Genomic DNA, 15485 nt, shown 5'->3' with positions numbered 1-15485 from the left:
TCACTCAGGGAACCGTGTTAACAGAGACGTCGGTGGTTATCGGGCCCCGATTCCGGGAGCCCGTGTTCCCGGCAGCCGAATGGTGATTCCCGTTCCCGTTCCCGGCGCGGACGTCGCATCGACGGTGCCACCGTGCCCGATGACGAGTTCGCGGACCAGGGCGAGGCCGATACCCGAGCCGGACACGTGTGCCGCCTCCCGGCCCCGCCAGAGCCGGTCGAAGATGTGCGGGAGCTCGTCGGCGGCGATGCCGGGGCCGGTATCGCCGACAGCCAGTACCGCCCGGCCGTCGTCGACCGTCACGGTCACGGTCACGTAATCGCCCGGCCGGCAGTAGCGGGCGGTGTTGGCAAGCAGGTTGCCGACGGCCTGGTGCATCCGGTCGGCGTCTGCGCGCACCCAGGCCGGCCCGACCGGCTCCGCGATGATGGTGAGACCGGCAGCCCGCAGCCGCGGCTCCCACTCGGACAGGGCGGCGCGGGCGACCTGGGCGAGGTCGACGGCGGCGAGGTGCAGTGACAGTCCTGCCGTCTCGACCGCCGACAGTTCGGCCAGGTCCGCGACGATGCGTCCGAGCCGCAGCGACTGGTCATGCAGCCCCGCGAGGCTTTCGGGTGTCGGCTCCACGAGGCCGTCACGCAGTTCCTCCAGGCCGGCCTGAAGGGCCGCGAGCGGGGTGCGCAACTCATGAGCCACGTCCGCAGTGAGAGTGCGCCGATCACGATCGGAGCGGACGACCGCGTCGGCCATGCCGTTGAACGCGGAGGCCAGCTCGCCGAGCTCACCCGGAGCCGGCCCGGTGGCCCGAGCCTGCCGGTCTCCGGTCGTGAACGACCGGGCGGCATCCGTCATGGCCCGGATCGGGCGGACGAGCAGCCGGGTGACGAACCAGCTCGCGCCGAGCGCGATCACGAGGGCGACGACGGCGGCGACGGCGATCCAGGACCAGGTGACGTCGAACACGGTCGTCCCGGCCATCATGCCGAACGTCATCCGAACCGTGCCAACCTGGGCGCCGTCGACCATGACCGGTGCCGAGGCCACGGTCTGGCCCATAGCCGACCCCATTCCCATGCCCTGCCCGTCGGCGTTGCCGCCCATCATTCCATCTCTCGGCTGGACAGGCGTACCCGTCATGTCCACCACAGTGAGCCCGGCGGATGCGGCGTCACCGATTGCGAGGGTGCGGCCCAGTTCCGCTGTCGCCCAGTCTCCGGCCGATCGATAAGCATCGGCGGCTGCTGCGGCCGCGGAGTCCGCGATCTGCTGTCGGTCGGCCTGCTGCGTGACCTGCACGCCTCGATCCACGCCGACCAGGGCGGCGACGCTGAGCACGAGCACCGACGACACGGCCACGAGTGCGAATGCGAGCAGGAGCCGGCGTCCCAGCGAGCCGAGGCCCAGGATCCTCATGACGGCTCGTCCTGACGGAGCGCAAGACGATAACCGACGCCGAGGACCGTCTCGATGATGTCGGCGCCGCCCGGCCCGAGCTTGTGGCGCAGATTCTTGATGTGGGAGTCGATGGTGCGCTCATACCCGGCGTATTCGTAGCCGCGCACCCGATTCACCAGCTCATACCGCGAGTAGACCCGCCCAGGAGCGGTCGATACCGCCGCGAGGAGTCCCCATTCGGTCGGAGTCAGGTCGAGCGCGGCGCCGTCGAGCCACGCCTGGTGGGCACTGTCATCGATTCGCAACCGTCGGCCGCCGTAGCTTGTCGGCCCCGTTGTGGTCGTCGAACCGCCATACCGATGTAACACGGCCTGCACGCGCAGCACGACTTCGTGGGGGCTGAACGGCTTCGTCACATAGTCGTCTGCACCGAGTTCCAGCCCCTGGATGCGGTCCTCCGTCGTGCTGCGCGCCGTGAGGACGATCACCGGGAGAGTTCCGAGAGTGTGGATTTCCCGGAGGATGTCGGTTCCGTCGATATCGGGAAGACCCAGATCGAGGAGCACCAGCTCGCACGCGGACAGGAGGCGCAGTGCCTCCACACCAGACGTTGCCGTGAGCACCGCGAAGCCGGCTCGTTCAAGGTAGCGGCGAAGGATGTCGCGGATGTCACGCTCGTCCTCGACGACCAGCACGGTGGGCATACCTCACCCTAACGCGCGTCCTTTGGGCGAAGACTCCGTCGCCGCAAACCTCCACACCATCTCCACACGCACGCCAGTCGAACTGCACAGCGGACGCGCAGAGTGGGGAACATCAACCCACTCGATGGAGGAGAAACATCATGAGCAGGAGCATACTCACCGCTACCGCGATCGCTGGCGCGGCCGCGACGATCATCGGTCTCACCGGGCTGTCCGTCGGTGCCGTCAGCGCCATGAGCGGCAGGGGGCCGGATTTTGGTGCGGCGGCCGGATCGTCCTGCGCAACGCCACAGCTTGCTGGCACCGTCGTGAACGTGTCGCTGCGGAACATGGGGGGTTCCATGATGGGCGGCGACAACGGGATGATGGGTGGCAACACCGGGAACGGAATGATGCACCGCGGTGCCATGAATCTGAGCCTCGACCGGTCGAGCGTCAGTTCGGGAACCGTATCCTTCCTCGCCACCAATGACGGCAGCATCAGCCACGAGCTCGTCATACTTCCGCTCGTGGATTCGCACGTCGCGGGTAGCCGGTCGATCTCCGGCGAGCACAAAATCGACGAAACCGCCAGCCTTGGCGAGGCCTCCGCCACGTGCAAGGCCGGTGAAGGTACCGGTATCGCCCCAGGCAGCGCCGGCTGGGTGACCCTCGACCTCCCACCGGGACGGTACGAAGTCATCTGCAACCTGCCAGGCCACTATGCCGCCGGGATGTACCAAGAACTCACCGTCACCTGAAAGTGACGGGCTCAGCGGAAGCCGCGGAGACTCTCAATCAATCAAAACCGAACAAACGAAGGAGACAAAATGATGTGGGGCAACGGAATTAACATGGCGTGGGGTTGGCCGTTTGGGCTACTGGTCATCGTAGGCATCGTGCTGCTCGTTATTTGGGCGGTTCGCTCCGGTGGTGGCTCGGCGCAGCGCAACGGTCAGCAGGCGGCGTCGATGCCCGATGTGGGAGCCGCGCAGCCGAGCAAAGCCCGTTTGATTCTGGACGAGCGCTTCGCTGCTGGCGACCTGCGTGCGGAACAGTATCGGGAACAGCTGAAGGTGCTCGGTATTCCAACTCCCGGCGTCGACGAGGGCAACCGAGAGAATTAGATCAAGATCTCCTGTTCAGGAGGGCGCCCTTATGTTTTCATCGAGCGACGAGCTAGCGGCCGGCGTGAGCTATTAAGTGCCGACGCGGAGTATGGCGTAAAGGACGTCATAGCGACGTCGGGCGAGGGAGACGAGGGCGTGGTTGTGTTATTGCCTTGGGCGACCTTGCGATGGTCGTAGGTCCGTCAGACCGGATCTCGATGCGCGGTGAGCGCAGAGAAAAACAAGGCCCATTTGAGGATCCTCTTTTCGACGGGATGGGTGATAGCCATGGATGGATGTACCGGAGAGCCGGGTTACTGGGGCGAGTCCGGCGTAGGCGGCGAGTTGGATGGACCGCAAGCGTATGGCAGGGCCAGCCGTTTACGCGACGATGGCCCCATCCCGGGCGTCGGTCTTCGCTTCAGCAGTGTGGAGGTCCGCGATCCGGCATATGGTGAAGCCCGCCCGAACCCACGAGCACTTTGTCGGCCTGCGCGACACCGATCGGCAACGCGCCGATCGTGGCTGGTCGGTCCATGGTGAACAGGATCTGGCCGTGTCTCTTCTGCCGCCCGACCGGGTCCCGCAGCTTGGCTTCCTCGTTGGGCACGGCCTTGGCGAAAAGGTGCCTGCCAGCCCGGTTGAGGGCGACCGCACTGTCATGAGTGCTCCCATCCCTGGCTTCGCTAGCCTGGAACCGCGGCATCAGGTCTTGGCATCCAAATGGCGAACGGTCTGGGACGAGTCCCGACCCAGCCCCTCTCAGCGATCACTTGATGCCAGTCAGGCCCGGTTACAACGCCCGCACAGGTCACGCCGATTGAGGCTGCGAAGAAGACTACGAAGAAAGTAACGGGGCATAAGTGCCATTTACGGATGCCGCTTTCGAAGCTCAAATTGAATTCGCGCCCATTTGACCGTTCGATTTTGTCTTCGCGCTCTCCGTCCAGAGCCGCACCGACACGTAGAGATTTCTGCGCAACTCGGGTTCGCCCTTCGCTCTGTTTGCCGAGGATCGGCAACGCTTCACCTTAGACACGATTGGCTCGTTCCGGAATTGCCCGTTCAACTCGCTTCGAGCACCCCTACACGCCATTAAACGAGCGCGCCAGTAGAGGATCGTTCGGTTAACCACATGCGTGTGCGTGATACCAGCGCGAAACCCGCAGAGTCCCGACGAGCCATTGCTCTGGCACCTGTTCGAAACTAAGACTGAGGCACCGGGCACCTTTCTGCGTCTCACCTCACGTCAACTCCCGGGATAGCGCGTCACCGTCGACCAGCTGCCGAACACCATTGAGGAGCACAGACATCATGTATGAACTTTCAAGTCGCCGCCGAATGCTGCTGCGCAACATGGCTGTACTCACCGGGGTCGGGCTGGCTCTATCGCTCGGGATGGCGCCCGCGCAGGCCGCGATCACAGATCCTCCCACGGTCGTGAGTTTCACTTTTGATGATGGCAACGCAGACCAGATGGCCGCGCTGCCGATTTTCGACTCCGCCGGCATGAAGGGCACATTCTTCATCGCTACCGGTTGGATCGGCGCCCAAGATTACATGACCCAGGCTGACCTGGCCACTCTCAAGGCCGGAGGCCACGAGATCGGGGGACACACCGTCAGCCATCCCGACCTAACGCTCGTCCCAGCGGATGAGGTCACGAAACAGATCTGTCAGGGCAGGAATACCCTCGCCGGCTGGGGCTACCCCACCACGGACTTTGCCTACCCGTACGCGAGTCTGAACCCGGCCGTCTCCGCTGCTGTGCAAGCCTGCGGCTTCAATAGCGCCCGCAACCTCGGTGACACGTTCACGCGGTTTGGCGGTACTGCCGGTCTCTTCGCTGAGACGATACCGCCGCTGAATGCCTTCGAGACTCGTGCCCCCGACGAGATCGACTCAACGTGGACGCTCGCGGACCTGCAGAAGACTGTGACCGATGCGGAGACGGCGGGCGGTGGCTGGGTTCAGCTGACTCTGCACCACGTCTGCACCGGGGCATGTGACCCGCTGAATCTGACGATCACCCCGACGCTGCTCCAGCAATTCGTTGACTGGCTCAAACTCCGCGCCGCCACGAACAACACGACCGTCAAGACGGTCGCGCAGGTCATCGGCGGGGCTGTCAAGCCCCTCGTCACCTCGACCAACACTTTCCGCGCCGCTCCCGGCCCAGGCGAGAACGCTGTGCTCAACCCAAGCCTCGAGACGCCCGGAGCCGTTGGACAGACGCCGCAGTGCTGGCAGCCGGGTGGATTCGGTATCAGCACGAGGACGTTCAGTACCGTGACCGCCGCACACACAGGAACCGCCGCTGAACAACTGGTCGTGACAGGTCTGGTCACGGGAGACGCGAAGCTCGCACTCACGCAGGACCTCGGCACCTGTGCGCCGACGGCCACTCCCGGTCATACCTACTCGCTTCGGGCGTGGTACACCTCGACGGCCAACACGCAGTTCGATGTTTACTACCGAAATGCCGTCGGTGGCTGGATCTATTGGACGTCTGGTCCTCAGTACTTGCCCTCGACGACATATACCCAGGTGGCTTGGGACACGCCCCCGGTCCCGGCAGGATCCACCGGGCTCAGCTTCGGGCTCAACCTTATCTCGAATGGCACTCTGGTCACCGATGACTACGCCCTGTACGACACCGTTGGCGCACCGGCGACCGCCGTGACGTCTGCAATCCCCACCATTTCCGGAGTGCCTGGGGTCGGTCTGGTTCTCACGGCCCTTCCTGGCGTTTGGGCTCCGGCTACCGTCACCTTCGCATACCAGTGGTTCGTGGCTGGCGTTGCTGTCGCTGGAGCCACGACGGCAACGTACACGCCGGTACTGGGGGATGTCGGCAAGGCGGTGACCGTAACGATCACGGGCTCGCAGACGGGCCTGCCCTCGGTGGCAGCATCGAGCCCTGCGACTACCCCGGTTGCCCCGGCTGCCGCGGCCACCGTCGCACGGTTGTGGGGTCCTGACGCTTACGGAACCTCGGCGGCCGTGTCCGCGGGTTCATTTGCCGCGGGGGTTCCCGTGGCGTACGTAGCAACCGGAGAAACCTACCAGGACGCGCTGTCTGGTGCGCCTGCGGCGGGGGTGAACAAAGGGCCTGTCCTTCTCGTTCAACAGAACGGGATCCCGGGCGTGATCGCCGCGGAGCTGGCGCGACTCCGACCGGCTCGCATCGTCGTGCTCGGCGGAAACCTTGCCGTCTCGGACGGAGTGTTCGCGACCCTTTCAGGGCTTGCGCCGACGACCAGATTGTGGGGTCCTGACGCCTACGGCACGTCAGCCGCGGTATCGGCAGGTACGTTCGCCCCCGGCGTGCCGGTCGCCTACATCGCCACTGGGGACACCTACCAGGATGCCCTGTCGGGCGCGCCCGCGGCTGGCATAAACAAGGGGCCGGTCCTGCTGGTTCAACCGAACGGAATTCCAGGCGTGATCGCAACTGAGCTGGCCCGGCTTCGTCCCGCACGGATAATCATCTTGGGTGGAAACCTGGCCATTTCAGACGGTGTTGCGGCGGCGCTGGCAGGAATCGCACCGACGACCAGACTTTGGGGACCTGATGCGTACGGAACGTCAGCGGCCGTATCGGCCGGAACCTTTGCAACCGGGGTTCCGGTGGTGTACCTCGCAACTGGGGCCACCTACCAGGATGCTCTTTCGGGCGGGTCTGCAGCGGTCGTGAATGGCGGTCCAGTGCTCCTCGTCCAGCCGAACGGTATTCCCGCAGTGATCGGCGCCGAGCTAACGCGGTTGAAGCCAACGAAGATCGTGATCCTCGGTGGGAATCTGGCGATTTCCGATTCCGTCATGGCGCAGGCGCTATCGCTCGCAAAATAGGACGACCATTGTCGAGCAGCTGAAGAGCAACATTTTTGATGCCCAGGCGGTATCACCGTCTGGGCATTCCTCGAAGAAAATGATTTCGACATCTGTTGGGAGAGGGGTTGCGAACGTGGGAAGTGTGACTTCATACACGACTGCGTCGGGAAAGAAATATCGCGTTTGTTGACGCCGACCCAAAACAGGGCCAATAGTGCCGTTTGAAAACAGGACCACTATGTGTGTTTCTACTATGCCGTATCGGCGGCGGGCTGGTGGCTTTTGAGCCGGTAGCTGTTGCCTTTGAGGCTGAGGACGTCGGCGTGGTGGACGATGCGGTCGATCATCGCGGACGCGACGGTGGGGTCGCCGAAGACCTCGCCCCAGCGCCCGAATGACAGGTTGCTCGTCAAGATCAAGGACGCGTGTTCGTAACGGCTCGCGACGAGCTGGAAGAACAGGTTCGCCGCGTCCTGGTCGAACGGAATGTAGCCGACCTCGTCGCAGATCAGCACGCTGTAACGGCGGAGGCGGATCAGTTCCGCGGCGAGCTTGCCGCGGGAATGGGCCTCTTGGAGGCGGGCGACCCAGCCGGTCGCGGTGTCGAAGAGGACGCGGTGGCCGTGTTTGGCGGCTTGGACGCCCAGCGCGACGGCGAGGTGGGTTTTGCCCGTGCCGGGCGGCCCGAGGAGCACGATGTTCTTCGCCTCGGTGGCGAACACGCTCGTGCCGAGGTGGGCGATCAGGTTCCTGTCCGCGGAGGGCTGGTGATCGAAGTTGAAGTCCTCGAGGGTCTTGTGGCCGGGGAACCGGGCCGCTTTGATCCGCAGGGCCGCACCGGACGCTTCCCGCTCGGAGACCTCACGGGAGAGCACCGCGGCAAGGTATTCCTCGTGGGACCAGCCCGCGTCGCGGGCCTGGTCGCCCAGGCGCCGGAACGCGTCACCGATCCTCGGGGCGCGCAGCGCGCGGGCGTAGTACTCGATCTGAGACGCCGCCCCGCTCACGCGAGCCTCCCCAACTCGAGCAGGCCGGGCCCGATATCGACACCGAACACGTCGTCATAGTCCGACAGGCTCGCCGATTCGACGAACGCGACGTGGGCTTGGGGCCGTTGATGGCGGTGCAGGGTCTGGAACTGGCGCCGGAGCACGGCGGCCTGGGCGACATGGTCAGGGTCGGTGATGGTCAGCTGACGGGCCCAGGCCCGGTCGTGAGAGGTCACGGTGACACCGTTGTGGGCGACGTGGACTTGGTCAAGGTCAGCGCTCACGTCCACGAGCCTGCCGATCAGGGCCGGCGCGACGGAGTAGTCGTTGGAGTGCACCCGGACGTAGTAGTCCCGGGGCAGACGCACCGTGTTCCGGAACAACACGTCTGGCGCCACCGGCGACAACGGCCGCATCGCGGCCCGGTCCTGGTCGATCAAGTCGACCGGGCGGGCGCGCCGGGACCGAGAGTGACGCGCGTTAGCCACGGGCAGCCAGGACGCGAGCTGCTCGTTGAAGTCCTGCGGCGACAGGAACACTCGGCCCGGCATGAACGACGAGCGGAAGAACCGGTTCCGCCGCTCGACCATGCCCTTGGACTCCGGGTCCCGGGCCTTGAGGAGCTTGACCTCGGTGCCGAGAGTGCCCGCGAACGCGGCCGCAGGCTCGGTGAGCTTGCCACGGCCGATGCCGGACTCGTTGTCCCAGAGCAGCCGTCGCGGGACCGCGCGGGCAGCCTGGAGCAGGGACCACATCCCGCCGAGCAGATCCGGTGTCTTCCGAGACGGCAGCATCAGGGCTTGGAAGAACCCCGAGAACGTGGACGTCATCACCAGCACCGGCGGCGTGCCCTGCTGCCCGTGGCCGAGCGGGAGGTCCTCGTGGGGGAACCACAAGTCGCACTGGACCTGCTGTCCGGGCTCGTGCACGAGACGGTCCGCGGGGTCCGGCGGCACGTACTCCGGCCGGATCCCAGCGACTTTGTCCCGGAACACCGACGCAGACCCGAGCCAACCGACCCGTTCCGCGAGCGTTGACGCGGCCATCGTCGGCGTCACGGCCAACAACACCCGAACCTGCGGGGCGAACGCGTCAAAACTCGACCCGACCGCGGGCCGCTGGTACTTCGGCAGCCGGTCCGTTTCCAACGCCCGATCCACCGTTCCCCGAGACACCCCGACGAGCCGGCCGATCTCCCGCTTCGAGTGCTGGCCCGTGGAAAACAGTTGGCGAATCTTCGCCCAATCATCCATATTGATCACCTTCCATAATGGTCGGTGGCCCTGTTTTCAATCGGCGATACTGGCCCTATTTTCGGTCGGCGTTAACAGCGTTCAGTACCGGAAGCCCGACCACAGCTCTACCACCAGACGTGGGTTCTCAACGAAGAAGGAAGCAACGCTGTTCCTCGCCTCGGTTGAAGTGTCGAAGAGTCGCGGCTCCTACGTAGATCCCACGCGCTCTCGGGTAACTGTGGCCGAGTGGATGGATCGCTGGCTCGCGACGCGTAGCGATCTCCGACCTTCCACCATCGATAGGGCCCAAGGCATAATCCGGCGCAATATCGCTCCCGACCTCGGGGGCATTCCCCTCGGCGACTTGGAACGGATGACCGTCCAGGAATGGGCCTCAAGGCTCTCTGAAACCCAAGCGCCTTGGTCCGTGCGCAAAATCGTCAATACGCTGGGGGGCGCGCTGCAGATGGCCGTCGACGATGGCCGGATCACTACGAATCCTGCCGCCCGCCTGAAGCTCCCCAAGGTTTCCAAAGTTTCCAAGACGTACTTGACTCACGAGCAGGTCCATGACCTCGAGGAAGCCGTCGAGGGTCGAGGCGTTGGATATGGACTCGTGGTCCTCGTGTTGAGCTATTGCGGCCTTCGCTGGGGCGAACTGGCCGGACTCACCGTTGCTGATGTTGATGTAAAGCGCGGCCGGCTCGAGGTGCGGCACACGATGATCGAGATCAACGGCTACCTCGAGGAATCCACGCCCAAAGACTATGAGGAGCGATCAATCCCGGTTCCCGCATTCATTCTCTTGAGACTGGAACAGGCAATCGCGGACCGGAAGCCAGGCGACCACGTCTTCGTCGGACAACGAGGCGGAGGTGTGCTCCGCAATCGCATCTTCCGCCGTGGCTTCCTGACTGCGGCAGCCGCGGAAATCGGCGTCCCGGGCCTGACTCCGCATGAGCTCCGTCATACATGCGCAAGCCTTGCTGTATCGGCCGGTGCCAACGTCAAAGCACTCCAAAGAATGCTGGGTCACGCCTCCGCGAAGGAGACTCTCGACACCTACGCGGACCTCTTTGATTCGGACCTCGACAGTGTTGCAGTCGCGCTGAATCAGGTGGCCGTGAAAGTAATTGAAGTCAAATCGAAGTCACACGACGATCTTGAGAACCTCGGGACTGAGACAGATTAGCCGCTGGTCTGGACTTTTATTGGTGTGCCCCCAGGCAGATTCGAACTGCCGCCCCTGCCTCCGGAGGGCAGTGCTCTATCCCCTGAGCTATGGGGGCCCGGGAAAACACTAGGTTACCAGCATCCGGGAGGCCGGTGTTCGCACCGGCACCTAATCGGGAGCGCTGCGGCCATCCGGCGCGGGTGTTCCGCCGCTGCGCTCGTGGTATGCCACCCGCGTTGAGGCGCAACTCCCGCGCTCGGCACAGCGGCCGTCAGCGGGCGGAATCGAGCGCGGGAGTTCCGCCGTTGCGCGGGATTTTTGCCCTCTTCGTCAGGGTGGGGCGAGCTACTTCAGGTGGCCGAGGGCCGCGGAGACGAGGGACTCGGCGTCGCCGGGCTCCAGGAAGTTCGATGAGCTGATCGTGAGCCAGTACGTGTCGGTGAAGACCTGAGCCTCGCCGATGCCGTTGGTCACGGCGAAGAAGCCCTGGACGGTCGGGGGAGTGCCATAGGTCGGGACGATCTTCGACGACGCGACGGCCTTGTCCTGCTGCTGCGTCATGAGCTGCGCGTTGGGCTGGGTGAGCGAGATTTCGATTGTGCCGTCGCTCGACTGGTTGAGCAGGCCGCACGTGAGTCCCTGGAAGGAGGCCGCGGTCTTGGCCGATGAGGATGTCGGCTTGTAGGAGGGGTCGGTGCCGTAGTTCGGGTTGAACGCGTAGACGTCGTCCAGGGTGAGCAGGTCGGTGCACGTCATCGCGACAGCGGTCCCTGCCGGGGTCGGCGTGGGCGTCGGTGTTGCCGTCGCGGCGGCCGATGCGCTCGCTGACGAGGAAGAACCCCCGGTCGCGGGGGCGCTCGCCGAACCGGAGGCCGAGGGCGCTGCATCCGCTGCGCAGCCGGACAAGCCAATGAGACTCAGCGCGCCGACGCAGAGGAAGACTCCGGCGCGCAAGCGCCGGGCGGACGGGGAGGCGGGCGAATCGAAGAGAGTCACGGGTTGACCTTACCAAGCGAGGTCCTCGAAACCGGGCCGGTAAGCTTGGTTTCCGTGACCCCCGCCGAGCTTTCCGAATCCCTGTTCGCCCTGATCCAGCAGTTGGGTGAGCGCCGACGCGCAGAAGGCATCGACACCGGTGGGCTCGACCTCGTCCTGGCCAACGCCGGCGACGTCACCCTCGAACGCCCGCGCAACCGCGACCACGGCGACTGGGCCTCGAGCATCGCGATGAAGATCGCCAAGCCGCTCGGCTACAAGCCGCGCGAGGTCGCCACCGAACTCGCGGCAGGGCTCGAGGCGCTGCCCGACGTCGCCTCCGTCGAAATCGCCGGCCCCGGCTTCATCAACATCCGCCTCGAAGCGGCATCCGCCGGCGCGCTCGCGAAGACCATCGTCGAAGCCGGCCCGGCATACGGCACCGGCCACCTCTACGACGGCATCAAGATCAACCTCGAGTTCGTCTCGGCCAACCCCACCGGCCCCATCCACATGGGCGGCGTCCGCTGGGCCGCCGTGGGCGACAGCCTCGCCCGGGTGCTTCAGGCGGAGGGTGCGGATGTCACGCGCGAGTACTACTTCAACGACCACGGTTCGCAGATCGACCGTTTCGCCCGCAGCGTCCTGGCCGCCTATCTCGGCGAGCACACCCCCGAGGACGGCTACGGCGGAGCGTACATCGGCGACATCGCCGACCAGGTCGTCGCGAAGTACGACGGAACAACCCCGATCGCCGACCTGCCCCGCGAGGAACAGCAGGAAGCCTTCCGCTCGATCGGCGTCGACCTGATGTTCACCGAGATCAAGGAGAAGCTGCACGGCTTCGGCGTCGACTTCGACGTCTACTTCCACGAGGACTCGCTGCACGAGTCCGGCGCGGTCAACCGGGCCATCGAGCGCCTGCGCGGCCTCGGCCACATCTTCGAAGCGGATGGCGCCATCTGGCTCCGTACGACGACCTTCGGCGATGACCGTGACCGGGTCATCATCCGCTCGAACGGTGAACCGGCCTATATCTCCGGCGACCTCGGCTACTACCTCGACAAGCGCGAGCGCGGCTTCGACCAGAACCTGATCATGCTCGGTGCAGACCACCACGGCTACGTCGGCCGCATGATGGCCATGGTCGAGGCCTTCGGTGACGTCCCAGGGGTCAACCTGCAGATTCTGATCGGCCAGATGGTCAACCTGCTCAAGGACGGCGAACCGTTGCGGATGTCCAAGCGCGCCGGCACGATCGTGACCCTCGACGACCTCGTCGACGCCGTCGGCGTCGACGCCGGCCGCTACTCGCTCGTGCGCTCCTCGAGCGACACCGCGCTCGACATCGACCTCGACCTGCTCGGCAAGCACAGCAACGAGAACCCGGTCTTCTACGTGCAGTACGCCCACGCGCGCACCTGCTCCGTCGCCCGCAACGCCGCGGCAGCGGGCGTCGAACGCACCGACTTCGCCCCTGAGCTGCTCGTGCACGACAGCGAGTCCGCCCTGCTCGGCGTGCTCCAGGAATACCCGCGCATGGTCGCCCTCGCCGCCGAACTGCGCGAGCCGCATCGCATCGCCCGGTACATCGAAGAGGTCGCCGGCTACTACCACCGCTGGTACGACAACTGCCGGGTGATCCCGCTTGGCGACGAGCCCGTCACGGAACTGCACCGCACGCGCCTCTGGCTCAACGACGCGACCGGCCAGGTCATCCGCAACGGCCTCGGCCTCCTCGGCGTGGCTGCTCCCGAGCGGATGTGACCGTGGACCGCGACGCCGCAACGGGCAGGGGAGCCGCAACGCGCAGGCGCCGTGGCCTGAGTGGTTTCATCATCGCGACGATCGTGGTGCTCGCCCTCGTCGCCGCCTTCTTCGTCGCCGATGCCGGCGTGCGCAACTACGCCGAGAACCGGGCGAAGGCCGAGATCGCGGCGCACCTGCCCGATTCGGTCACGGGCGACGTGTCCGTCTCGATCGGCGGCCTGTCCGTGATCGCGCAGTACCTGATGGGGAGCTTCGACCGGGTCACCCTGGTCGCTCCCGCCCTCACGGTGAACGGCGTGCCGGCATCCGTTCACCTCGTCGCGACCGACGTGCCCGTCGACCAGGCCAAACAGGTCGGCGACGTGCGCGGAACGGTCGACCTCGACCAGGCGGCGCTCAACACCCTGCTCGCGGCGGCCCTGCCGAAGGGGCGCCCGCAGCCAACCTCGTGCTCGGCGACGGCACCGTGCAGTACGAGGGCAGCGTGAGCGTCTTCGGCCTGGACATCGGCTACCAGGCCACCGCCACCCCGACCGCTGCGGCCGACTCGCTGCTCTTCACACCGAGCAATGCGACGATCACCACCGGGGCGGGCAGCCTCGATGCGACGGCAATCCTGCCGCTCGTGCTCGGCCAGCAGCCGGTCCGGGTGTGCGTGGCCGGGTACCTCCCCGAGGGCGTCAACCTCGCCGGCGTCGACGTCACACCGGGGCGGGCGCGCATTACGCTGGAGTCGAGCACCCTGACGCTCACCGCGCAGTCGCTGACCACCCTCGGCACCTGCTCCGCCGGCTGATTCGGCGCGCGCACCCCTTGCTCGCTAGAATCGGTGCAGGTTCGCTGTCATACCGGCGGAATCTTCACTGGCTTCAGGGACCAATCCGGGTTCGCTCGCCACTCAGTGAGACACCCACTCGACTTTCCCGTGAGGTTTTCACCCGTGGCCACCAACCCGCTCGCCCCCGACTGGCTCGTCCTGCCCGGAGACGCCAACGCGCTCTCGGCCGGCCTCTGGCCCGCGACCATGCACCGCGCGCCTGCCGGCGACCTCGTCATCGGCGGCGTCTCCGCGCCTGACCTGGCCGCCCGGTTCGGCACCCCGCTCTACGTCATCGACGAAGCGGATGCCCGCGCCCGCGCATCCGCCCTCCGTTCCGCCTTCGAGGCAGAATTCTCCCGCATCGGCACCACGGTCAAGGTCTACTACGCCGGCAAGGCCTTCCTGTCGAGCGAGGTCGCCCGCTGGATGCTCGCCGAGGGACTCAACATCGACGTCTGCAGCGGCGGGGAACTCGCCGTCGCCCTCGCGGCCGGCGCGCCCGGCGCCCGCCTCGGCTTCCACGGCAACAACAAGTCCCTCGCCGAGATCGACGAGGCCTGTGCCACCGGCGTCGGCACGATCGTGATCGACTCGACCGTCGAGATCTCCCGTGTCGCCGCGGCAGCGGCCCGGCACGGCATCGTGCAGAACGTGCGGCTCAGGGTCAACAGCGGCGTGCACGCGCACACGCACGAGTTCCTCGCCACCGCGCACGAGGACCAGAAGTTCGGCATCACGCTCGAGGATGGCCCGCGCCTCGTCGCCCTGATCCGTGCGGAGCCGGCCCTGCGCTTCATCGGCCTGCACTGCCACATCGGTTCCCAGATCTTCGGAGCCGACGGGTTCGCAGAGTCCGCCTCCCGCCTGCTCGCCGTGCACGCCGCGCTCCTCGTCGGCGGGCCTGTTCCCGAGCTCAACCTCGGCGGCGGCTTCGGCATCGCGTACACCGACGCGGACACGCCCACCCCGATCCACGAACTCGCCGCCCGTCTGGCCGACATCGTCGCGGCACAGTGTGCGGCGCGCGGCATCCCGGTGCCCATCGTCGCCTTCGAGCCCGGCCGCTCCATCATCGGCCCGGCGGGCATCACCCTGTACGAGGTCGGCACCACCAAGGCCGTCGACGTGTCGGGTGCGCCGCGGCTCTACGTGAGCATCGACGGCGGCATGAGCGACAACGCCCGGCCGGCGCTCTATGGCGCCGACTACTCTGTGCGGCTCGCGGGCCGCTCGAGCACCGCGGAGCCCGTGCTCGTACGCGTCGCGGGCAAGCACTGCGAGAGCGGCGACATCGTCGTCGACGCCGACTACCTGCCCGGCGACGTCGGCCCCGGCGACCTCGTCGCCGTCGCCGCGACCGGTGCGTACTGCTACTCCCTCGCGAGTAACTACAACTACCTTGGCCGCCCGCCGGTCGTCGCCGTGCTGGACGGCGCCGCCCGGTTGCTCGTCCGCGGCGAGACGATCGCCGACCTGCTCTCCCGCGATCACCGGGATCACC

The 15485-nt window shown here is 66.1% G+C and carries 13 protein-coding genes, 1 tRNA gene and 2 pseudogenes; 8 read left to right on the top strand and 8 right to left on the bottom strand.

Annotated features, from left to right (window positions below; translation table 11 throughout):
- Positions 1–36: 36 nt before the first annotated feature.
- Complete coding sequence (locus RGU41_RS11635; RefSeq protein WP_322136274.1) at positions 37–1413, bottom strand: HAMP domain-containing sensor histidine kinase; 1377 nt, start codon at positions 1411–1413, stop codon at positions 37–39.
- Positions 1410–2099 (bottom strand): response regulator transcription factor, encoded by a 690-nt coding sequence (locus tag RGU41_RS11630; protein ID WP_134558775.1) that lies wholly within the window; start codon positions 2097–2099, stop codon positions 1410–1412. Before RGU41_RS11630 ends, RGU41_RS11635 begins: the two co-directional genes overlap by 4 nt.
- Positions 2100–2239: 140 nt before the next feature.
- Here RGU41_RS11630 and RGU41_RS11625 point away from each other — a divergent pair, with 140 nt between their 5' ends.
- Together RGU41_RS11625 and RGU41_RS11620 are read left to right on the top strand one after the other, a co-directional pair.
- On the top strand, positions 2240–2839 hold the full coding sequence (locus tag RGU41_RS11625) for a sulfocyanin-like copper-binding protein (RefSeq protein ID WP_322136273.1): 600 nt from the start codon (positions 2240–2242) through the stop codon (positions 2837–2839).
- A gap of 69 nt (positions 2840–2908) precedes the next feature.
- Positions 2909–3205, top strand: a complete 297-nt coding sequence (locus RGU41_RS11620) for an SHOCT domain-containing protein (RefSeq protein WP_322136272.1) — start codon at positions 2909–2911, stop codon at positions 3203–3205.
- Between the two features lie 72 nt (positions 3206–3277).
- Here RGU41_RS11620 and RGU41_RS20910 read toward each other — a convergent pair.
- Positions 3278–3532: pseudogene (locus RGU41_RS20910) on the bottom strand (transposase); the annotation flags it as partial.
- A gap of 76 nt (positions 3533–3608) precedes the next feature.
- Positions 3609–3797, bottom strand: a complete 189-nt coding sequence (locus RGU41_RS20905; RefSeq protein ID WP_416173149.1) for a hypothetical protein — start codon at positions 3795–3797, stop codon at positions 3609–3611.
- Positions 3798–4501: 704 nt separating this feature from the next.
- Here RGU41_RS20905 and RGU41_RS11610 point away from each other — a divergent pair.
- A complete protein-coding gene (locus RGU41_RS11610; protein WP_322136271.1) occupies positions 4502–7039 on the top strand; it encodes a cell wall-binding repeat-containing protein in 2538 nt (845 codons plus the stop codon).
- A 233-nt stretch (positions 7040–7272) separates the two neighbouring features.
- Here RGU41_RS11610 and istB read toward each other — a convergent pair whose 3' ends face one another.
- On the bottom strand, positions 7273–8028 hold the full coding sequence (gene istB / locus RGU41_RS11605; protein WP_322136270.1) for an IS21-like element helper ATPase IstB: 756 nt from the start codon (positions 8026–8028) through the stop codon (positions 7273–7275).
- A complete protein-coding gene (locus RGU41_RS11600; protein WP_322136269.1) occupies positions 8025–9263 on the bottom strand; it encodes a Mu transposase domain-containing protein in 1239 nt (412 codons plus the stop codon). Before RGU41_RS11600 ends, istB begins: the two co-directional genes overlap by 4 nt.
- Before the next feature lies 1 nt (position 9264).
- Between RGU41_RS11600 and RGU41_RS11595 the strand changes: the two genes are divergently transcribed.
- Positions 9265–10437 carry a site-specific integrase gene (locus tag RGU41_RS11595; protein ID WP_322136268.1) on the top strand — a complete coding sequence of 391 codons (1173 nt, stop codon included), beginning with the start codon at positions 9265–9267 and terminating at the stop codon, positions 10435–10437.
- A gap of 25 nt (positions 10438–10462) precedes the next feature.
- Here the strand turns inward: RGU41_RS11595 and RGU41_RS11590 are convergent.
- Together RGU41_RS11590 and RGU41_RS11585 are read right to left on the bottom strand one after the other, a co-directional pair.
- A tRNA-Arg gene (locus tag RGU41_RS11590) sits at positions 10463–10534 on the bottom strand.
- Positions 10535–10764: 230 nt separating this feature from the next.
- Positions 10765–11415, bottom strand: a complete 651-nt coding sequence (locus tag RGU41_RS11585) for a hypothetical protein (protein WP_322136267.1) — start codon at positions 11413–11415, stop codon at positions 10765–10767.
- Between the two features lie 54 nt (positions 11416–11469).
- On the opposite strand from RGU41_RS11585, the gene argS reads away from it, so the two are divergent.
- The 4 genes and pseudogenes from argS to lysA all read left to right on the top strand — a co-directional run.
- Complete coding sequence (gene argS / locus RGU41_RS11580; RefSeq protein WP_134564081.1) at positions 11470–13161, top strand: arginine--tRNA ligase; 1692 nt, start codon at positions 11470–11472, stop codon at positions 13159–13161.
- 2 nt (positions 13162–13163) lie between these two features.
- Positions 13164–13652 carry a DUF2993 domain-containing protein gene (locus RGU41_RS11575; protein WP_322136266.1) on the top strand — a complete coding sequence of 163 codons (489 nt, stop codon included), beginning with the start codon at positions 13164–13166 and terminating at the stop codon, positions 13650–13652.
- Positions 13649–13960 (top strand): hypothetical protein, encoded by a 312-nt coding sequence (locus RGU41_RS11570; protein WP_322136265.1) that lies wholly within the window; start codon positions 13649–13651, stop codon positions 13958–13960. The genes RGU41_RS11575 and RGU41_RS11570 overlap by 4 nt, the downstream gene beginning before the upstream one ends.
- Before the next feature lie 144 nt (positions 13961–14104).
- Positions 14105–15472 (top strand): annotated as a pseudogene (gene lysA / locus RGU41_RS11565) (diaminopimelate decarboxylase); the annotation flags it as partial.
- Positions 15473–15485 lie beyond the last annotated feature (13 nt).

Source organism: Cryobacterium sp. 10C3, assembly GCF_034314285.1.
GTDB classification, from domain to species: domain Bacteria; phylum Actinomycetota; class Actinomycetes; order Actinomycetales; family Microbacteriaceae; genus Cryobacterium; species Cryobacterium glucosi.
Note: the sequence above shows the minus strand (reverse complement) of the source record. Positions and strands in the feature narration are given on the sequence as shown.